20 protein-coding genes and 1 tRNA gene are annotated in these 19,552 nt (G+C 69.9%); 12 read left to right on the forward strand and 9 right to left on the reverse strand.

What is annotated here, in order from left to right; translation table 11 throughout:
- Positions 1 to 10 precede the first annotated feature (10 nt).
- Complete coding sequence (gene nuoN, locus HF577_RS03645; protein ID WP_211173757.1) at positions 11 to 1,582, forward strand: NADH-quinone oxidoreductase subunit NuoN; 1,572 nt, start codon at positions 11 to 13, stop codon at positions 1,580 to 1,582.
- Between the two features lie 83 nt (positions 1,583 to 1,665).
- Positions 1,666 to 2,667 (forward strand): polyprenyl synthetase family protein, encoded by a 1,002-nt coding sequence (locus tag HF577_RS03650; RefSeq protein WP_169394287.1) that lies wholly within the window; start codon positions 1,666 to 1,668, stop codon positions 2,665 to 2,667.
- A gap of 2 nt (positions 2,668 to 2,669) precedes the next feature.
- Here the strand turns inward: HF577_RS03650 and rarD are convergent, their stop codons facing one another.
- A complete protein-coding gene (gene rarD / locus HF577_RS03655; protein WP_169394288.1) occupies positions 2,670 to 3,593 on the reverse strand; it encodes an EamA family transporter RarD in 924 nt (307 codons plus the stop codon).
- Positions 3,594 to 3,823: 230 nt separating this feature from the next.
- Here rarD and HF577_RS03660 point away from each other — a divergent pair, with 230 nt between their 5' ends.
- The 5 genes from HF577_RS03660 to HF577_RS03680 all read left to right on the forward strand — a co-directional run bounded on the left by HF577_RS03660 (position 3,824) and on the right by HF577_RS03680 (position 7,695).
- On the forward strand, positions 3,824 to 4,546 hold the full coding sequence (locus tag HF577_RS03660; RefSeq protein ID WP_211173746.1) for a hypothetical protein: 723 nt from the start codon (positions 3,824 to 3,826) through the stop codon (positions 4,544 to 4,546).
- 385 nt (positions 4,547 to 4,931) lie between these two features.
- Positions 4,932 to 5,297 (forward strand): hypothetical protein, encoded by a 366-nt coding sequence (locus HF577_RS03665; RefSeq protein WP_169394271.1) that lies wholly within the window; start codon positions 4,932 to 4,934, stop codon positions 5,295 to 5,297.
- A 316-nt stretch (positions 5,298 to 5,613) separates the two neighbouring features.
- The gene (locus HF577_RS03670) at positions 5,614 to 6,132 is read left to right on the forward strand and encodes a hypothetical protein (protein ID WP_169394290.1); all 519 of its coding nucleotides are present in this window, start codon (positions 5,614 to 5,616) and stop codon (positions 6,130 to 6,132) included.
- A 394-nt stretch (positions 6,133 to 6,526) separates the two neighbouring features.
- The gene (locus HF577_RS03675) at positions 6,527 to 6,898 is read left to right on the forward strand and encodes a hypothetical protein (protein WP_169394272.1); all 372 of its coding nucleotides are present in this window, start codon (positions 6,527 to 6,529) and stop codon (positions 6,896 to 6,898) included.
- Between the two features lie 437 nt (positions 6,899 to 7,335).
- The gene (locus HF577_RS03680; RefSeq protein WP_169394273.1) at positions 7,336 to 7,695 is read left to right on the forward strand and encodes a hypothetical protein; all 360 of its coding nucleotides are present in this window, start codon (positions 7,336 to 7,338) and stop codon (positions 7,693 to 7,695) included.
- 513 nt (positions 7,696 to 8,208) lie between these two features.
- On the opposite strand, the gene HF577_RS03685 is transcribed toward HF577_RS03680, so the two are convergent.
- From HF577_RS03685 to HF577_RS03700, 4 genes are all read right to left on the reverse strand, one after another.
- Positions 8,209 to 8,559 (reverse strand): hypothetical protein, encoded by a 351-nt coding sequence (locus tag HF577_RS03685; RefSeq protein WP_169394274.1) that lies wholly within the window; start codon positions 8,557 to 8,559, stop codon positions 8,209 to 8,211.
- A 339-nt stretch (positions 8,560 to 8,898) separates the two neighbouring features.
- Positions 8,899 to 9,972, reverse strand: a complete 1,074-nt coding sequence (locus HF577_RS03690; RefSeq protein WP_169394291.1) for a 2-oxoacid:ferredoxin oxidoreductase subunit beta — start codon at positions 9,970 to 9,972, stop codon at positions 8,899 to 8,901.
- A complete protein-coding gene (locus tag HF577_RS03695) occupies positions 9,969 to 11,900 on the reverse strand; it encodes a 2-oxoacid:acceptor oxidoreductase subunit alpha (protein WP_169394292.1) in 1,932 nt (643 codons plus the stop codon). Before HF577_RS03695 ends, HF577_RS03690 begins: the two co-directional genes overlap by 4 nt.
- A 128-nt stretch (positions 11,901 to 12,028) precedes the next feature.
- Positions 12,029 to 12,796, reverse strand: coding sequence for an enoyl-CoA hydratase (locus HF577_RS03700; RefSeq protein WP_169394293.1), 768 nt, complete (start codon positions 12,794 to 12,796; stop codon positions 12,029 to 12,031).
- A gap of 124 nt (positions 12,797 to 12,920) precedes the next feature.
- Between HF577_RS03700 and htpX the strand changes: the two genes are divergently transcribed.
- Positions 12,921 to 13,784, forward strand: a complete 864-nt coding sequence (gene htpX, locus HF577_RS03705; protein ID WP_169394294.1) for a zinc metalloprotease HtpX — start codon at positions 12,921 to 12,923, stop codon at positions 13,782 to 13,784.
- An 8-nt stretch (positions 13,785 to 13,792) separates the two neighbouring features.
- On the opposite strand, the gene HF577_RS03710 is transcribed toward htpX, so the two are convergent.
- The 3 genes from HF577_RS03710 to HF577_RS03720 all read right to left on the reverse strand — a co-directional run bounded on the left by HF577_RS03710 (position 13,793) and on the right by HF577_RS03720 (position 15,889).
- A complete protein-coding gene (locus HF577_RS03710; protein WP_169394295.1) occupies positions 13,793 to 14,590 on the reverse strand; it encodes an SRPBCC family protein in 798 nt (265 codons plus the stop codon).
- Positions 14,587 to 15,177 (reverse strand): ArsR/SmtB family transcription factor, encoded by a 591-nt coding sequence (locus HF577_RS03715; RefSeq protein WP_312858922.1) that lies wholly within the window; start codon positions 15,175 to 15,177, stop codon positions 14,587 to 14,589. The genes HF577_RS03710 and HF577_RS03715 overlap by 4 nt, the downstream gene beginning before the upstream one ends.
- Positions 15,178 to 15,316: 139 nt before the next feature.
- Positions 15,317 to 15,889, reverse strand: coding sequence for a TIGR03086 family metal-binding protein (locus tag HF577_RS03720; RefSeq protein WP_211173747.1), 573 nt, complete (start codon positions 15,887 to 15,889; stop codon positions 15,317 to 15,319).
- A gap of 81 nt (positions 15,890 to 15,970) precedes the next feature.
- On the opposite strand from HF577_RS03720, the gene HF577_RS39580 reads away from it, so the two are divergent.
- From HF577_RS39580 to HF577_RS03735, 3 genes are all read left to right on the forward strand, one after another.
- Positions 15,971 to 16,798 (forward strand): AraC family transcriptional regulator, encoded by an 828-nt coding sequence (locus HF577_RS39580; RefSeq protein WP_169394296.1) that lies wholly within the window; start codon positions 15,971 to 15,973, stop codon positions 16,796 to 16,798.
- 103 nt (positions 16,799 to 16,901) lie between these two features.
- A complete protein-coding gene (locus HF577_RS03730) occupies positions 16,902 to 17,624 on the forward strand; it encodes an alpha/beta fold hydrolase (protein WP_169394297.1) in 723 nt (240 codons plus the stop codon).
- A gap of 218 nt (positions 17,625 to 17,842) precedes the next feature.
- Positions 17,843 to 18,739 (forward strand): EamA family transporter, encoded by an 897-nt coding sequence (locus HF577_RS03735; protein ID WP_312858923.1) that lies wholly within the window; start codon positions 17,843 to 17,845, stop codon positions 18,737 to 18,739.
- 65 nt (positions 18,740 to 18,804) lie between these two features.
- Here HF577_RS03735 and HF577_RS03740 read toward each other — a convergent pair whose 3' ends face one another.
- Positions 18,805 to 19,296, reverse strand: coding sequence for a YajQ family cyclic di-GMP-binding protein (locus tag HF577_RS03740; protein ID WP_169394298.1), 492 nt, complete (start codon positions 19,294 to 19,296; stop codon positions 18,805 to 18,807).
- A gap of 80 nt (positions 19,297 to 19,376) precedes the next feature.
- On the opposite strand from HF577_RS03740, the gene HF577_RS03745 reads away from it, so the two are divergent.
- Positions 19,377 to 19,458, forward strand: a tRNA-Tyr gene (locus tag HF577_RS03745).
- The last annotated feature ends 94 nt before the right edge of the window (positions 19,459 to 19,552 follow it).

The following is a 19,552-nucleotide window of genomic DNA, read 5'->3' on the forward strand; positions in this document are numbered from 1 at the left end:
GGCGCCCCTGATGGCGCCGCCCATCGACTACGCCGCGCTCGCGCCGTTGCTCATCGTGCTCGCGGCGGCGTGCATCGCCGTGCTGGTGGAGGCGTTCCTGCCCCGCCACCAGCGGTGGCCCGCCCAGGTGACGCTGTCGGTCGTCGCGATCGGCGCGGCCGGACTCGCGCTCGGCCTCTACGCAGGCAACGGTCCCGCCGGCATCACCACGCTGGCCGACTCGCTGGCGGTGGACGGTCCCACGCTGTTCCTGTGGGGCACGCTGCTCGCGCTCGGCCTGGGCAGCATCCTGCTCATCGCCGACCGGTCGGTGGAGCCCGGCGGGGCGCTCATCGCCTCCGCCGCGTCGCGTGCCGTGGTCGGCGGCGGGGCCGGCGCCGAGGGGATCGCGCCTCCTCCGGAGGACCGTTCCTACGGCACGCCCGGTCTGGCGCCCACCATGCAGACCGAGGTCTTCCCGTTCACGCTGTTCGCCCTCGCCGGGATGATGGCGTTCTGCGCCGCCAACGACCTGCTGACGATGTTCGTCGCGCTCGAGGTGCTCTCGCTCCCGCTCTACATCATGTGCGGCCTCGCCCGGCGCAGGCGGCTGATGTCGCAGGAGGCGGCCGTCAAGTACTTCCTGCTGGGCGCGTTCGCCTCCGCCTTCTTCCTGTACGGCCTCGCGCTGATCTACGGCTACGCCGGCTCGGTGCGCCTCACCGACATCGCCACAGCCGCCGTGGGCACGGCGCGGTCCGACGCGCTGCTGCTCGGCGGTCTCGCCCTGCTCGTCGTCGGCCTGATGTTCAAGGGCTCGGTCGGGCCGTTCCACACCTGGACGCCCGACGTCTACCAGGGCGCGCCGACGCCGGTCACGGCGTTCATGGCGGCCTGCACGAAGGTCGCCGCCTTCGGCGCCATCCTGCGGGTGCTGCACGTGGCCTTCGGGGACACCCGCTGGGAGTGGCGGGGAGTGCTCTGGGCGATCGCCATCCTGTCGATGGTGATCGGCGCCGTGATCGGTCTCACGCAGACCGACATCAAGCGGATGATCGCCTACTCCTCGGTGGCCCACGCCGGCTTCCTCCTGATCGGGGCCATCTCGATCACCGAGCAGGGCGTCTCGGGCACGCTGTTCTACCTGCTGGCCTACGGGTTCACCACGCTCGCCGTGTTCGGCGTGATCAGCCTGGTCCGCAACGCCGACGGCGAGGCCACCCACCTGTCCCAGTGGGCCGGGCTCGCCAAACGGTCCCCGATCGTCGCCGGGGTCATGACGTTCCTCCTGCTCGCTCTCGCCGGGATCCCGCTCACCAGCGGTTTCACGGCGAAGTTCGCGGTCTTCTCGGCCGGGCTCGGCGACGGGATGGCCCCGCTCGTGGTCATCGCTCTGGTGGCGAGCGCCGTGGCGGCGTTCTTCTACGTCCGCGTGATCGTGCTGATGTACTTCAGCGAGCCCGCCGCCGACGGCCCCACCGTCACGGTCCCGGGAGCGTTCACCACCGCGGCCATCACGCTCGGGGTGATCGTCACTCTCCTGCTCGGAATCGTTCCGACCCTGGCCTTGGGCTGGGCAGGCGGCGGCGGCTTCGTAGGGTAGGGACGTCAACGAGCTCGCGGGCTCACACCGGAACGGCAAGCAGTGACGCGATTGCGGCCGAACAGCGTCACCGAGGAGCGTGCGTGAGTACCAACGCGATAGCGGGCGTCGAGCTCGGGGACACCGAGCTCGCCGCGGCCACCGCCGCGGGCCTGGACAGGGTCGAGGATCTGCTGCACCGGGAGGTGCGCAGCGAGTACGGGTTCGTCACCGAGACGTCGCTGCACCTCATCGAGGCGGGTGGCAAGCGGTTCCGCCCGCTGTTCACGCTGCTCGGCGCGCAGATCGGGCCGAGTCCCGACGCCGACGAGGTGATCACCGCCGCGGTGGTCGTCGAGCTGATCCATCTGGCGACGCTCTACCACGACGACGTCATGGACTCCGCCACGATGCGCCGGGGCGCGGAGAGCGCCAACTCGCGCTGGGACAACAGCGTGGCGATCCTGACCGGTGACTTCCTGTTCGCCCACGCCTCCCGGCTCGTGGCCGACCTGGGGCCGGACGCGGTGCGCATCATCGCCGAGACGTTCGCCGAGCTGGTGACCGGCCAGATGCGGGAGACCCGTGGCCCGCGCCCCGGCGAGGATCCCGTGCAGCACTACCTCCAGGTGATCGCGGAGAAGACGGGGTCGCTGATCGCCACCGCAGGCCGCTACGGCGCCATGTTCTCCGGCTGCCCGCCGGAGCACGTGGAGGCGCTGCACCGGTTCGGCGCCACGATCGGCATGGCCTTCCAGATCTCCGACGACATCATCGACATCGCCTCGGCATCGGACAGCTCCGGCAAGACGCCCGGCACCGACCTCCGCGAGGGCGTGCTCACGTTGCCGATGCTCTACGCGCTGCAGGACACCGGCCGCGACGCCGACCGGCTCCGGGTGCTGCTGGCCGAACCGCTCACCGACGACGCGGAGGTGGCCGAGGCGCTCGGGCTGCTGCGTGCCGGTCCCGGGCTCGACCGCGCCCGCACGATGCTCGCGGGCGAAGCCGCAGGTGCCCGTGCCGAGCTCGGGAAGCTGCCGGACAGCGCCGCCACGCAGGCGCTCGCGTCACTCACCGAGTACGTGGTGGACCGCACCGGCTGACCTCAGGTGCGCCCGGCGATCTGGACGCGGGGTTCGGGCGCAGCAGCGCGGGTGGCACGCACCAGGTCGACGGTGAGGATCGCCAGCGCCACCCATACCAGGCCGAAGCCCAGCCAGCGCACGGCGGGCATCGACTCGCCGACCACGAGCACTCCCCAGAGGAACTGCAGCGTCGGTGTCAGGTACATCAGCGTGCCGAGCGTGGTGAGCGGGATCCGGCGCGCGGCGGCGCCGTAGAGCAGCAGCGGCACCGCGGTCACCGGGCCGGCGGCCACCAGCAGCACGATGTGCCACCCGCCGTGGTCGACCAGCGTGCCCGAGCCGCCGAGCTGCAACACCACGATCAGCGCGGCGGCGGCGGTGCCCAGCACCAGGCCCTCGGCGGTGAGCCCGGCGGTGGAGCTCAGCGGCACCGTCTTCTTCAGCAGCCCGTAGACACCGAAGGAGACGGCCAGCGCCAGCCCCAGCCACGGCGGCCTGCCGTTGCTGACGCTGATGATCACCACGGCCGAGGTGGCGACGGCCAGCGCCACCCACTGCAGCATGTGGGGCCGTTCACGCAGCACCAGAACGCCCAGCAGCACGCTGACCAGAGGGCTCATGTAGTAGCCGAGCGCGATCTCCACGACGTGGCCGATCGCCACGCCGTAGATGAAGACCCCCCAGTTCACGGCGATGCAGACGGCCGCGGCCGCCACCGTCCACCAGTGGCGGGTCGCGAGCGAGCGCAGGTCGCTCCAGCGGTGCAGCAGCGACAGCACGACGGCCATCAGGACCAGCGTCCACAGGATCCGGTGGGCGAGCACCTCGATCGGTGCGGCCGGGTCGAGCAGCGGCCAGAAGGCCGGGAACAGCCCCCACGTCGCGTACGCCCCGACGCCGAGAGCCACACCGCGACGATCGAGCTCAGGGAGGGGGATTGCCATCCCGTCATCACAACATCCGGTGGCTGCACGCCTCCGGGCCGGTGGCATCAACCGTTCGTGACGGACGCAAAGGAAGCTTTCACCCACACGTGAACGGGTCCATGTGGTCCGATCGTTGGAGTGGAATGCGCCATTGGCGAGGACTGCGGGCGACCATTCGGGTGGGAGGTCGCGCGTACGGCGCTCGGAGGGCGTACCGCGTCGAGATCGTCGTCTCCGGGGGGAACGTCGTGGGCTGGCAAGTCGGTCAGGTCTGGGTCCTGTACGTGGTCGGGGGCCTCGTCATCGCGAGCGGCGTGACGTGGCTGGTGCTCAGGCGTCCGGAGTCCCTGTTCGTGCGTCCGGAGCAGCGGCTCTCACCCACGGCCTGGGCCGGGACGGCCGCGCCGACCGGGATGGCGAAATGGGCGCCCGGACCGCAGACCGCGGACACCGAGGACCCGGCATCGGCTGATGCGCCTCAGTCATCACCCTCCCTGGCCACCGACCCGGCGCTGGCGGTGCTCGACTGCGACCGGACCGCCGTCCGGCCCCTGCCCCGGCCCGACGCCGCGGCAGAGGCGGTCGGTGCGCTCGACGTGCTCGGCGTCGCCCCGGTGACCGATCCGGCCGCCCCTGCCGCTACCGGGTGGGTCGCCCCGGCGGCCGGCGTGGAGGCCCTGGACACCCCGACAGCGGCCGTGCCGGTGGCTGCAGACCGACCGGAGAACGGCCCGGCGGGGGAGAGTTCGTCGGAGGAGAGCCCCGCGGAGGGCGGCCATGTCCACGAACACCTGGTTGCGGAGAACGACGCAGGGGACAACGGCCTGGCCGAGACGGTTCCCGAACCCCGGCGCCCGGCCGACGACATGCAGGCGCACGGTGGCGGGCCCGTCGAGCGACCGCTGCAGATCCCCGTGCAGGCAGGTCCCCGGGACAACTCCACCCGGCCTGACGGCAGCGGGCGTTCCTGATGGGATCAGGCGACCCACGGCCGGCAGAGCCCGCTTCGCTGCTGCGGTGTCGTCACAACGGCCCGAGTCCGGCGTCCGTCGGGGCATGCACCCGGCAGCGGAACGTCGCGGCCGGCGAATGGATACGCCATCGTTCGGGTGGGATCGCGGCGGAATGTGTCACCCTCCGTCGAACAATGGGGCCTGCAGCGTCGAGAGTCCTCGGAAAAGTATCCACCATCAGATGCATATCTTAACTGTAAGTACTTTGTTAATCCGATAGTGTGGCGCGATTTGGTTACCTGCTGAATGCGCGCTAGATTCACCCCAGTCGGCGAGGGCTCCCCCTGAAGCGCTGACTCGGAGCGTCGACGTTCTAAGTCGACACATCAATGAGGAGACGTCTGTGCTGAAGAAGGTTGGAATCGTAGCGGCCGCCGCTACTGCCGGCGTGCTTGCGCTGAGCCCGCTGGCGTTCGCGCAGGGTTACGAGGGAGGCCGTGGCGACCGGGACCGTGACCGCGGTAACGAGTCCACCGCGTTCGGGTTCCAGGACAGCAGCGAAGAGCGGAACCAGGTCAACCTCTGCTCCTTCGACCAGGACTCCGTCGTGACGCCGGCCCTCGCCGGCCCGATCCTGCCGCTGATCTCGCAGGACCAGAACAACAACTGTGTCAATGTCGGCGACGGCTCCGAGTACGAGGCTCCGGCCGAGGTCATCCCGCCGGCCGTGCCCGTCGTGCCCGTGGTGCCCGTCCTGCTCGCCGGCTGATTCATAGCCAGTAAGCAAGGGGAAGGGCCCGGACCATTGTCCGGGCCCTTCTTCTGCGTTTGTGCGAAAAGTAGTATCCCCGATTGGTCGAGCGCGGAGAGCGACGAATGCACCCGATCGGATGGTTGCCCGAACTCCACTGTACATCCGGCCGCAGGTCGAGTTACATATACACTGCGTCTCCTGGTGTAAACGACGAAGGCCCCGGCTCAGCACCCGGGGCCTTCGTGTTGTGTGGGGCCGGCGCGAGCTCGTCGCCCCGACTCGCCCCGACGGCCACGTCACCTGCGGGCATCGGTCGGATCCTGGTAATCCGATGGTGTGGTGCGAATTGAATGCGCACGCTGTGCGGGTAGCTTTCCCATCGGTCAGCGAAAGATCCTCGACCGAGCTAGGGCTGTCGACACACGATGAGGAGACGTCTGTGCTGAAGAAGGTTGGAATCGTCACGGCTGCCGCCACCGCCGGCATGCTCGCGCTGGGTCCGTTGGCATTCGCGCAGGGCTATGACGGCGGCCGTGGCGACCGCGATCGCGACCGTGGCGGCAACCAGTCGACCAGGTTCTGGTTCGAGGACAACAGTGTCGAGCGGAACCAGATCAACCGCTGCTCCTTCGACCAGGACTCCACGGTGACGCCCGGTCCTGTCGGCGCGGTCCTGCCGCTGATCACCCAGGACCAGAACGGCAACTGCGTGAATGTCGGCGACGACTCGGAGTACACGCCGCCGGACGACGACGTTCCTGCCGTGCCGGTCGTTCCGCCGGTGGTTCCGCCGGTCATCCCGCCGATCATTCCGCCGATCATCCCGCCGATCCTCCCGCCCGAGATCTGACAGACCTCCCGCTGTCGGTGCGGGGAAGGGTCCGGACCACGGGTCCGGACCCTTCTTCGTGCCTGGACCTCCCGCCCCGCAGGCTGCCGCGGCAGCGGGGGCAGGTCCCACGAGCTTCCTGGGATGGCCGTCCTCCGATGGTCACGCCACCTTCGGGTGGGCCGTCACCACTCTCCGTGGAACGGAGACGTCGGGTCGGCAGAAACTGCCCGAAAAGATTCAGCCCGATCAGATACGTATCTTCACTGACAGTACTTTGTTAATCCGATGGTGTGGCGCAATTGAATTTGGGCGGAATGCAGGATACGTTCACCGCGGTCAGTGGAGGCTCCCCGCCCAAGCTGCTGACATGGAGCGTCGGCATTGCATGTCGACCATCAATGAGGAGACGTCTGTGCTGAAGAAGGTTGGAATGGTGGCAGCTGCTGCCACCGCCGGGATGCTTGCCCTGAGCCCGCTGGCGTTCGCGCAGGGTTTCGGAGACGGCCCTGGTGACCGCGACCGCGACCGCAACGAGGTGACCGCGTTCGCGTTCGAGAACGACAGTATCGAGCGGAACCAGGTCAACCTCTGCGAGTTCGACCAGGATTCGACCATCCTGCCGTCCACGGTCGTCGGGGCGATCCTGCCGGGGGTCTCCCAGGACCAGAACAACAACTGCGTCAATGTCGGAGATGCCTCCGAGTACTCGCCCGAGGCCGAGGTGATCCCGGCGCCGGTCGTGCCGCCGGTGGTGCCGCCGGTCGTGCCGCCCGTGATCCCCTGATCCTGGGGTCGGACAGCACATAGCAAGAGCAAGAGGAGGGCCCGGGCCATAGGCCCGGGCCCTCCTCGTCTGCGCGACAGCGCACTCCGTCCGGCATTCGAAGGCCCCGAGCCCGGCGGCTCGGGGTCATCTTGTCGTTCGGCCGGTTCACGCCTTGCCGAGCCGATTGGTTACGTCCTTCGTTCGGGTGGGATCGCCGAGGAAGATACTCACGCTGTGTAGAACAACGGTGTTCGGGGGTGCGAGAACTCCCGGACAATTACGCACCATCAGATGCGTAACTTAACCGATAGTACTGTCTTAATCCGATGGTGTTACGGGATTTGAATTCGCCTGTAATGAGCGATAGATTCATCTCGGTCAGCGGAGGCTCCCCGCCAACGCTGCTGACTCGGAGCGTCGGCATTGCATGTCGACACATCAATGAGGAGACGTCTGTGCTGAAGAAGGTTGGAATCATGGCGGCCGCCGCCACCGCCGGCATGCTCGCGCTGAGCCCGCTGGCGTTCGCGCACGACTACGACCGCGGCGACCGTGACCGTGACCGTGACGACCGGGGTAGCCAGTCGACCCTGTTCGCATTCGAGGATGACAGCGTCGAGCGGAACCAGGTCAACCTCTGCTCCTTCGACCAGGACTCCACTGTGACGCCCGGTCTCGTCGGCGCGATCCTGCCGCTGATCTCGCAGGACCAGAACGGCAACTGTGTCAACCTCGGTGACGGTGCCGAGGCGGAGGACGACGACGACGCCCTGCCCACGCCGGCTCCCGTTCCGCCTGCCGCTGTGGCCCCCTGATATCTCTGTAGCAGGGTGATCCACGGGAGGGCCCGGACCACATGGTCCGGGCCCTCCCCCTTTGCGTTCCGGTCATGGCTCGAGCGTTCCCGAGCTGTCCTGGCCGCGGTTCCGCGGTGTGCATCTGCCTGATCGATGTGCCCCGCCGATGACGAAGACCCCGGGTTGCACCCGGGGTCTTCGTGTCCGATGCCGCGGCTTGCCCGGCTGACGTTCCTGGAGGCGCGCGGATCAGGCCGGTCGGCGTCGCACACAGGCTGAACAGGATCGGTCCGGGTGGGGTCCTGGCAAGCGCGTACAGGGCCGACGAGGCCCGGCTCCAGTGGGAGTTGGCGAAGCGTCCAGCCAGAGCGATTCGGGGACTATTGCCGGCCCGCCGGGTGTTGCGCAAAGGTCTCCGCCTGCTGGGGTCGGAGTGGCCCATGCAATCGAGGACGCGGGCGCACGAGAAAGGGCCCGGACCAATGGTCCGGGCCCTTTCTGGTATTCGTGCTGCTATGTGTTGCTGATCGCTCAGCCGCCCAGCAGCGGCAGCGGCGCGCCCGGTGCGAGCGGGGCGACAAGGGAGCTACCGTCACCGATGTTGACGCAGTTCAGCATCTGGATCTGGGTCGGCAGCGGCAGGATCGGGCCGGCCAGGCCACCCACGGCGGACGAGTCCTGGTCGAACTCACAGACGTTGACCTGGTTGCGCTGGACGCTGTTGTCCTCCACGGCCACCGAGGTGTCGCTGCTGCTCCTGCTGGTGCTGCGGTCGTGCGAGCGGTCGCCGTGGTCATCCTTGTCACCCGCGAACGCCAACGGACTCAGGGCGAGCATGCCGGCGGTGGCGACAGCAGCCACCATTCCAAGCTTCTTCAGCACAGACGTCTCCTCATTGATGTGTCGACATGCAATGCCGACGCTCCGAGTCAGCGGCCTTCGGCGGGGAGCCATCGCTGACTGAGGTGAATGTATCGGGTAATCCAAGCGCCACCAAATCGGGTAACACCATCGGATTAGTGCAGTACTTTTAGTTAAGTTACGCGTCCGATCGTGGCAATTGTGTGGAAGAAAATGCCTTCGCGGCACGCCGTGATCTACGCAGAGTTGACATGAAGTCACCCGATGGGAGGCGTACCTGATCGCGCCCAACGGCTTCGGGCGAAAGCGAACAGCCACCGCCCGGCTCGGGCGGTGGCTGCTGGCAGGACGGGAGGAGTGTCAGCCGTCGACGGTCCAGGTGTCGCGGCCGTTGAGCAGCGCCTGCAGGTCGGCCGTCCTGGTGCGGCGGGCCTCGTCCACCTGCGCGCGGGCGGCGTCGTCGTAGGTGGTGCGGTCGGCGTTGCGGAAGATGCCGGTGACGGTGTGGGTGAGGTTCTGGTCGGACAGCCGCGACAGCGCGAACGCCAGGTTGTGGTCGGTGGCGTCGTGGACGACCACACGGTCGGCGCCGACCTCGGCGACCTTCGCGACTCCCAGGCCGAACCCGTCCTGGACGACGGCGTAGCTGCCCAGTCCGTCCTCGGCCTCCGGGCCGAACCGGATCGGCTCGCCGTGACGCACCGGGATGAGCCGCTCGGTGGCCTCGTCGCCCTTGCGGAGCACGTCGAAGCTGCCGTCGTTGAAGATCGGGCAGTCCTGGAAGATCTCGACCAGCGCGGTGCCCCGGTGCGCGGCGGCCGCGCCGAGCACCTCGGTGAGGCCCTTGCGGTCGGAGTCGAGCGCCCGGCCGACGAACGTGGCCTCGGCGCCGAGGGCCAGCGAGATCGGGTTGAACGGGTGGTCGACCGACCCCATGGGGGTGGACTTGGTGACCTTGCCCTCTTCGCTGGTGGGCGAGTACTGGCCCTTCGTCAGGCCGTAGATCCGGTTGTTGAACAGCAGGATCTTGAGGTTGACGTTGCGGCGCAGCGCGTGGATCAGGTGGTTGCCGCCGATCGACAGCGCGTCGCCGTCGCCGGTCACGACCCACACCGACAGGTCGGGGCGGGTGACGGCGAGACCGGTCGCGATGGCGGGGGCGCGCCCGTGGATCGAGTGCATCCCGTAGGTGTTGAGGTAGTACGGGAACCGCGAGGAGCATCCGATCCCCGATACGAACACCGTGTTCTCACGCTTGATGCCCAGCGTGGGGAGGAACTGGCGGACCGCGGCCAGCACGGCGTAGTCACCGCAGCCGGGGCACCAGCGCACCTCCTGGTCGGAGGTGAAGTCCTTGGCCGTCTGCTTCTCGTCGGTGGTCGGAACTCCGTCGAGGCCGCCGAGCTGCGGGAGCCCGAGGTCGATCGCGGTCATGCGTGCACCCCATTGATGCGAATCGGCTCGATGCTGTGCGGGTTGAGGTAGTCGAGGAACAGGTCCTGCAGCTCTTCGGCCTTGAAGGGCAGGCCGGAGACCTTCGTGTAGCTCTTGACGTCCACCAGGTAGCGCGCCCGCAGCAGCACCGACAGCTGTCCGAGGTTCATCTCGGGCACCAGCACGGTGCGGTACCGGGAGAGCACCTCGCCCAGGTTGGCGGGCAGCGGGTTCAGGTTGCGCAGGTGGGCCTGGGCGACCTTCTTGCCCATGCCGCGGACCCGGCGGGCGCCTGCCCCGATCGGACCGTAGGTGGAGCCCCAGCCCAGCACCAGCAGCTCCGCGTCGCCGGTGGGGTCGTCCACCTCGAGGTCGGGCACCGAGATGCCGCTGATCTTCGCGGCGCGCAGCCGGACCATCCGGTCGTGGTTGTCCGGGTCGTAGGAGATCGAGCCGCGGCCGTCGGCCTTCTCCAGGCCACCGATGCGGTGTTCCAGCCCCGGTGTGCCCGGGATGGCCCACGGCCGGGCGAGCGTGTCGTCGTCGCGCAGGTAGGGCCAGAACTCGTCGGACCCGTTGGGCGCGTTCGGCTCGGTGGCGAACTGGGGGTCGATGGACTCGAGCGTGGTGGCGTCGGGCACCTTCCACGGTTCGGAGCCGTTGGCCAGCGAACCGTCGGACATCAGCAGCACCGGTGTGCGATAGGTGACGGCGATGCGCACCGCCTCCAGCGTGGCGTCGAAGCAGTCGGCCGGCGAGCGCGGCGCGACGATCGGCACCGGGGCCTCGCCGTTGCGTCCGAACATGGCCTGCAGCAGGTCGGCCTGCTCGGTCTTGGTGGGCAGACCGGTGGACGGGCCGCCGCGCTGCACGTCGACGACCAGCATCGGGAGCTCCAGGGCCACCGCCAGCCCGATGGTCTCGGACTTGAGTGCGAGCCCGGGACCCGACGTGGTGGTGACCCCCAGCGCGCCGCCGAACGCCGCGCCGAGCGCCGAACCGACGCCCGAGATCTCGTCCTCCGCCTGGAAGGTGGTGACGTTGAACGACTTGTGCTTGGACAGCTCGTGGAGGATGTCCGACGCCGGCGTGATCGGGTACGAGCCGAGGAACACGGACAGCCCGCTGAGCCGGCCGGCCGCGACGATCCCGTAGGCGAGCGCGGTGTTGCCGGTGATCTGCCGGTAGGTGCCCACGTCTAGCTTCGCCGGGGCCACCTCGTAGGTCACCGCGAACGACTCGGTGGTCTCGCCGTAGGCGTGGCCCGCCCGGAACGCGAGGATGTTGGCCTCGGCCAGATCGGGACGCCGGGCGAACTTCTCGCGCAGGAACCGCTCGGTGCCCTCGTGCGGACGGTGGTACATCCAGGACAGCAGGCCGAGCGCGAACATGTTCTTCGCGCGCTCCGCGTCCTTCTTCGACAGCCCGGTCTCCTCGAGGGCGCCGCGGGTGAGCGTGGCCATCGCGACGGGGAACACCGAGAAGCGCTCGAGGGAACCGTCCTCGAGGGGGTTGGTCTCGTAGCCGACCTTCGTGAGGTTCCGCTTGGTGAACTCGTCGGTGTTGACGATCAACACCCCACCGGCGGGCAGGTCGATGACGTTGGACTTCAACGCCGCGGGGTTCATCGCGACGAGGACGTCGGGCCGGTCGCCGGGGGTCAGGATGTCGTAGTTCGCGAAGTGCAGCTGGAACGACGAGACGCCCGGCAGCGTGCCGGCAGGGGCCCGGATCTCCGCCGGGAAGTTCGGCAGGGTCGACAGGTCGTTGCCGAATGCGGCGGTCTCCGAGGTGAATCGGTCGCCGGTGAGCTGCATGCCGTCGCCGGAGTCACCTGCGAAGCGGATGACGACGCGGTCGCGCTGAATCACCGGCCTGCCGCCGCCGGAGTGTGTTGAGGACTGGTCGACGGCGGTGTCAGAAGTCATTCGAGGTCGGTCCTCGGGTCGAGGGGGCTTGCTCGGGGTGCCTTGCGAGGTTAACTCCCGGTACGTATGGGTGTCCTTGCACCCCGTTCGACGTCACACCTCACGGTTCGCGGGCGTGTATGTCCTTGTTACCCGTTTTGATCGCGGCTGGACCTGCTGATCTTCGTCTGCAGGGCGGCGAGCCGCTGCTGGAACTCGTCGGAGTGCACCGAGGCGGCCTGGGCGCGCACCTCCACCTCGACGGCCTCTGCCTGCGTCGCCATGCCCGCGGTCAGGCGCAGCGTGGCCTTCGTGGTGCGCACCAGGTCGGCGGGCGCCGCCGCGGCCCGGCCCGCCAGCTCGACGGCAGCCGCCACCACGTCGTCCACCGCCCGGTGCACGAGCCCGATCCGGGCGGCCTCCTCGGCGTCGAATACATCACCGAACAGGGTGAGCGCCGCCGCTCCCTGCGGGCCGAGCACGCGCTGCACCATCCAGGTGTAGCCGCCGCCGGGGTGCAGCCCCAGCGGCAGGAACCGCGCGTCGAACTTCGCGCGGGGGCCGGCGAGGCGCAGGTCGCAGGCCAGCGCGAGGTTCAGCCCCGCACCGACGGCCGCGCCGTTCACGGCGGCGAGGGTCGGCAGCGGGCACTCGGCGACGGCGAGGAACCCGGCGTAGACGGTATGCAGCGTCGCCGGGTCGGCCTTGGCGAGCTCGCCCAGGTCGCCGCCGGCACAGAACGCCGGGTCCTCGCCTGTGATCACGATCGCGCCGACACCGTCGTCCGCGGTGGCGGACCGCACCGCGTCGGCGAGCTTCTCGGACAGCTCGATGTTCATCGCGTTGCGCCGTTCCGGGTTCGACAGGGTGAGGACGGCGACCCGGTTGGTGATCTCGCTGTGGACTGCGGTGGCCATGGGCGCATCTTGCTCCGGGGACGGCCCGAGCGCGCCGTCACGCCCGTCACGTCGGGCTCGGCCACGCCTCCGGAACACGACCCGGTCGTTGTTCGTTCACGGATCGGGACAGGAAGGACCCGAAGTGCACAGGTCGATGAACGGGTTGAAGACAGCGCTGCTGCTGGGCGGTCTGAGCGCGCTGGTGCTGCTCGTCGGGTCGCTGTTCGGCCGCGGCGGGCTGCTCATCGCGTTCGTGGTCGCACTGGCGATGAACGGCTATGCGTTCTTCAACTCCGACAAGCTCGCGCTGCGCGCCATGCACGCGCGGCCCATCACCGAGGCGGAGCACCCGGCCATGTACCGGATCGTGCGCGAGCTCTCGCGCACCGCCCGCCAGCCGATGCCCCGCCTCTACATCTCGCCCACCGCGGCCCCCAACGCGTTCGCCACCGGTCGTAGCCCGCGGCACGCCGCCGTGTGCGCCACCACCGGACTGCTGGCCCTGCTCGACGAGCGGGAGCTGCGCGCGGTGCTGGGCCACGAGCTGAGCCACGTCTACAACCGCGACATCCTCATCTCCTCGGTGGCCGGGGCGCTCGCGTCGATGGTGAGCCTGCTGGCCAACATCGCCATGTTCGCCGGCCTGTTCGGCGGTGGCGACGAGGAGCGGCCCAACCCGCTGGCGCTGCTGCTGATCGCGCTGCTCGGGCCCGTCGCGGCCGGGCTCGTCCAGATGGCCGTGAGCCGTTCGCGGGAGTTCCAGGCCGACGCGAGCGGCGCCGCTCTCACTGGCGACCCGCTGGCGCTGGCCTCCGCCCTGCGCAAGCTCGAGCGTGGCACCCAGCTTGCGCCGCTGCCCCCTGAGCCACAGCTGATGTCCCAGTCCCACCTCATGATCGCCAGCCCGTTCCGGACGGGCGAGCAGATGACCAGGCTGTTCTCCACCCACCCGCCTCTGCAGGAGCGGATCCGCAGGCTGGAGCAGATGCGCCTCGGGCGCCCCTGAGCGCTCGCTCAGCGGTGCTCGGGGCTTCCGGCGGGCACCGGGAAGAGACGCGTCAGCCACTCCTGCCAGTCGGCGGTGAGCGCTGGGGCGTCCACCGGCTCTCCGTAGAAGTAGTGGTAGGCGCTCACCCCGCACCCGTCGGCTCCCTCGGCCCCGATGCGGTGCAGGCCGCCAGCAGAGCGCACGCCGAGGAACTCCTCGTTCGCGACGTCCACCACGCCGGCGATCGGGGCCGGCCCGTCAGGGGCGAGGGTGACCTCGGTGCCGACGGCGGGATGGCCGCCCAGTCCGAGCGCGCGATGCAGCACCGGCCACACCTCGGACGCCGACCCGGCCGTGTAGCCCATCGTCACGACGTTCTGCACCCGCTGCCCCGCGAAGTGCTCGAGGTAGCTGCGCAGGTTGGTGAAGAACAGGCGCCACCCGGCGTCGAAGCTGTCGTACTCGCCGTCCCAGTCCGTGCCGTCGAGGAACCCGCTCTGCACGAACCGCAGGACCGTGCCACCGCCGTCGCGGCCCTCCACGATGAACTCGTAGGCGTAGTCGGGGCGCCCGTCCTCGGGGTGGTCGAAGGAGCCGTAGGCGAACCGCCCGCGTCCCTCGCCGGACACCGGCTCCCACGCCGTCACGCGGCCGGAGGCCTCGTACCCGCTGCCGTAGTCCTGTTCGACCGCGCCACCCTCGCGCGGCTCCACCCGCTGGGGGACGAACCAGGCGGAGATCCCGGGCCCGGTCGCGATCGCCTCCCACACCTCCTCCGGGTCCGCCTCCAGCTCGAGGTCGAGCTCCAGCCGCCGTTCCGTCATGGCTTCTCCCTGGGCGTCCTCGGGTGCACCGCGACGACCACCCGGTACGGGCGGCCTCCCGGAGCGCTGTCGTCGTGGTACTTGGACACGAGCGCGGTGACCGCGGACGCGAGCTCGTCGGCGAAGGCGGCCCGGTCACCCGCGGACCCGAACCGGACCTCGCCGTCGATCGCAAACGTGGCCAGCCGCTTGCCCGCCTTCGTGGCCCCGGTGAGCAGGTCACCGACCTCCCGCACGGTCCGGGCGGCGACGGCGATCAGCCAGCGTGCCGAGAGACGATCGGGGGTGCGTCCGGGGTCGGGGGCGACGGCCCCGAGGGCGGCGGGCGAGATCACGTAGCTGGCCGCGGTGGCCTGCATGACCCGCTCGGTCATGTTGCCCTTGCGTCGTTCCTCCACGAGCTCGACGAGCCCGTGCTGCTCCAGCGCGCGAAGGTGATAGTTGATCTTCTGTCGGGGCAGGCCGACCTTCGCCGCGAGACTGCTGGCCGACCCGGGCTCGACCAGCTCGGCCAACAGCCGGGCGCGGACGGGGTCGAGCGAGATCCCCGCCGCCGCAGGGTCGTCGATGACCGCGATCTCCAGCACGGGCGAACGGTCTCACCGACAAGAAATCTTGTCAAGGGACGGAAGGGGCCGCCCCGGAGTTCAGGAAAGCCACTTTCCTGTCCTCAGAGGGCGGGAAAGTGGCTTTCCTGAACCGGCGGGGACGCTCCCGCGAGCGCGTTCACGGCGTCCGTCCCATCATCGCGAGCAGCTCAGCCTGCGCCCCGGCTCCGGCCGCGACCTCGACCCGCGCGCCGATCACCCCGATCTCCCGGTACGTCGACTCCATCGAGCCGAACCAGGCCCGCACGGCCGCGACGGCCTCGGCGTCCATCGTCTCGTCGGCCCCCAGCGCCCGAGCCAGGTCGACGGCGTGGACGAGGTGGTCGGCGGCGAGCTGCATGGCGTACTCGCGGCCGGGGTGGTCGCCGAAGGACAGGTGCACGACGCGGTCCATCGCCCCCTCGGCGAAGACGGCGGACAGCGCCCGCGCGGCCGCGTCGTCGAATGCGCTCACCGGGTCGCCGCCGAGCAGGTCGCCCTCGAACCGGGAGCCGACCTCCCCGATCGTCGCTCCGGCGAAGAGCGGGGGCGCCCACAGCTCCTCCTCGACGAGATGGCGGACCAGATCGCGCACCGTCCAGCCGGGAAGGGGTGTCGGTGCGTCCCAGCGACCGTCGACGGCGTGCACCTGCGCGCCGAACTCCGCGCTGCACCGGGCGTAGATCTGGCGGACGTCCACCCGGGTGAGCATGCCCCCTCAGCAGGCCCTTCCAGAACCCCCGGCCGGGCCGCGGCTCTCGGAGTTGTCGGGGGTGGCGGGCATGCTGGACCTGTGCCGGAGCCTGCTGCGCCCACCACGAGTGAGTCCGGCCTGCTCGGGGTGCGCGATGTCGGCTTCTCCCTGGAGCGATTTCCGCCCGCACCCGATCTGGCCGGGCTCGTCGAGCGCCACTGGCTGGTGTCCTGGGATCTGCCGCCGGGGCAAGATGCGTCGGTCACGCTGCTGCCGCACCCGTGCGTCAACCTCGTGCTCGACGGGGGGCGGCTGGCGGTCTCGGGGGTGGGCCGCGACCGGTTCACCTACGGCTACCGCGAGTCGGGCCGGGTGTTCGGCGTGAAGTTCCGGCCGGGAGCCTTCCTGCCGTTCCTGCGTGCGCCCGTCTCCCACATCACCGACGCGGTGCTGCCGGCCGAGCAGCTGTGGGGCCCCGCCGCAGACCGGCTGGCCACGCGGATGACGGCGGCGCCCGGCGTCGACGACCTCGTCCGGCTGGTCGAGGCCTTCCTTCGGGAGCGCAGGCCCCCGCACGACCCGCAGGTGGAGCTGGTCGGCCGGATCGTCGTGGCTCTGCTGCACGACCGCACGATCAGCCGCGTCGACGACGTCACCCAGCGGTTCGGCATCAGCCCGCGCACGCTGCAGCGGCTGTTCCAACGCTACGTCGGGGTCAGCCCGAAGTGGGTGCTGCGCCGCTACCGGCTGCACGAGGCCGCGGCGGCGCTCGCCAGGGAGCAGCACCGGCCGTGGGCGGAGGTCGCCGCCGAGCTGGGCTACTTCGACCAGTCCCACTTCATCCGCGACTTCACCACGGCGGTCGGTCTGACGCCGGCGGCCTACGCCCAGGCCTGCCTGCAGTCGCGGGCCCCGGTCAGCGCCTGACCCCACCGCGCACACCTGATGGCCATCGCACACACGTCCTGCGGTGTGCACGGTGGCCACTGGATGTGCACCGCGCAGTGATCGGATGCGGGATGCTGGCGCCGTGACCGGTCTCCGCGTGCGCCGGGGCGGCGGCAGCGCCCCCGTCGTGTTGTTGCTGCACGGGCTCGGCGCCACCTCGGAGGTGTGGGACGGGGTCGTGGACGCTCTCGGCGACCGTGCCTGGGTGGCGCCCGACCTGCCCGGGCACGGCGGGTCGGATCCGCTGCCGCACTACACGTTCCCCGCGGTGGCCGCAGCGGTGGCCGACCTGGTCGACCCCGCAGGCACGGTGGCCGTCGGGCACTCGTTCGGCGGGGTCGTCGCGCTCCACCTCGCGAGCCGCCCCGGCGTCCGTGCGGTGGTCGGACTCGGGATCAAGGTCGCCTGGACCGACGACGAGCTCGCCCGCGCCGCGAAGGTCGCCGCCCGGGAGCCCGTGCGCTTCGACACCCGCGCCGAGGCCGTAGCCCGCCACCTGCGCGTCGCCGGACTCGACGGCCTGGTCGGGCCGGACCAGCCGGCGGCGGCCGCGGGCGTCGTCGAGGAGGGCGGCCGCTGGCGCCCCACCCTCGACCCCCGCGCCTTCGGCGTCGGCGAACCGGGTGTCGCTGCCCTGCTCGCCGCGGCCCCCGTCCCGGTGGTGCTGGCCCGGGGGGAGCACGACCCGATGGTCAGCTCCGCCGACCTGCTGGCGCTCGCCCCGAACTCCGTCGACCTGCCCGGGCTCGGCCACAACGCCCACGTGGAGTCCCCGGCTGCGGTCGCGGCGCTGATCCCGGCCTAGCCGCCGTGTTACGGTCCGAAACAGCATGTGGTTGCGCCTAGGGTTCCGCTGACCGTCCGCCTCCCATCCGACAATCAGGGCGGCCCAGGCCTGGACCGAGCGGCGCCACGGCGAGGCTGTCCGCCTGGACGTCTGGTCGACACCTGACGGGATAAAAGCCCCGAGGGCTCCGTGTTCGACCTGCCCACTTTCTTGTGGGATCGACTCCAGGAGCCACCGTGGTGACTGCCCCTCTGACCGCTGACCTCGCCTCGTCGACCGACCCGTCCGCCGGAGTCGGTGGCGCGTTCGTCGCGATCACCTTGTTCGCCGCGCTGCTCCACGCGACGTGGAACGCGATGGCTCACGCAGTGCCGGACCGGCTGGTCGGCTTCGGCCTCATCGGGGTCGCCTACACGCTTGTCGGCGGGGCCGTCGCCGTCGGGCTCGGCCTGCCACCTGCGTCGGTGTGGCCGCTCATCCTGGCCTCGGCGGCCTTGCACGTCGCCTACAACCTGCTGCTGCTCACCAGCTTCCAGCTCGGCGAGTTCAGCCAGGTCTACCCGGTGGCGCGCGGAACGGCCCCGTGGCTCGTCGTGGTGATCGAGGTCGCGGTGCTCGGCCGGACCCTGCCGCTCTGGCAGCTGGTCGGTGTCCTCGTCATGTCGGCCGGGCTCATCAGTCTGGCGCTCGAGGGCGGTCGCTTCTCCCGGGCGCAGCTTCCCGCGTTGGGCGCGGCGGTGGCGACGGGGGCATGCATCGCGGCCTACACCGTCGTCGACGCCCAGGCGGTGGCGACGGCGGCCGTGCCGGTCTACGCAGCCTGGATGTTCCTGCTCCAGGGCCCGGTGGTGCCCGTCATCGCGCTCATGGCCCGGGGCCGCGGCCTACTGACCGGGACCAGCCGCTCGACGATGACGCGCGGCCTCGCCGGCGGGCTCGTCTCCCTCCTCGCCTACGGGCTCGTGCTCTACGCCCAGACCAGCGGCGCGACCGCCGCCGTCGCCGCACTCCGGGAGAGCAGCATCGTCTTCGGAGCGATCATCGGGACCGTGGTGCTGAAGGAGCGCTTCGGGCTCTCACGCATCGCGGCGGCGATCATCGTCACCGTGGGCATCGTATTGATCACTCTCTGAAGGTGACGTGACGTCGGTGCGGCTCGCCAGGGGCAGCCACACCGACGGTCACGCTCATCGTCGCCCTACCGGTAGTTGGTGAACTGCAGGGCGATCCCGAAGTCCTTGCCCTTGAGCAGCGCGATGACGGCCTGCAGGTCGTCCTTCTTCTTGCCTGACACGCGCAGCTGGTCGCCCTGGATCTGGGCCTGCACGCCCTTCAGCTTCTCGTCCCGGATGGCCTTGCTGATCTCCTTGGCCTTGTCCGACTCGATGCCCTGCAGGATCTTGCCGTTGACCTTGTAGATCTTCCCGGACACCGCGGGCTCGCCGGCCTCGAACGCCTTCAGCGAGATGTTCCGCTTGATCAGCTTCTCCTTGAAGACCTCGACGGCCGCCATGGCCCGCTCCTCGGTCTCCGACTCGATCGTCAGAGCCCCCTCACCGGCCCAGGCGATCGAGGTCCCCGTCCCGCGGAAGTCGAAGCGCTGCGAGAGCTCCTTCGCCGCCTGGTTGAGGGCGTTGTCGACCTCCTGCCGGTCGACCTTGCTCACCACGTCGAACGACGGGTCAGCCATCACGTGCCTCCTTGGTGACCGGGCCGCTGCTGGACCCGGTTCATCGCTGTCGTATCCTCATACCCGCGCCACGGCGCACTGGCAGGTTGCCCGAGTGGCCAAAGGGAGCGGACTGTAAATCCGTCGGCTTAGCCTACGAAGGTTCGAATCCTTCACCTGCCACACCCAGGCGGAACGGCCCCTGAACTGCGGAAACGCAGGACAGGGGCCGTTCTGCTGTGGGCCGGCTGTGTCCGGCTGCATCCCACCAGTTACG

This window comes from Pseudonocardia xinjiangensis (assembly GCF_012911925.1).
Taxonomy (GTDB): Bacteria; Actinomycetota; Actinomycetes; order Mycobacteriales; family Pseudonocardiaceae; genus Pseudonocardia; species Pseudonocardia xinjiangensis.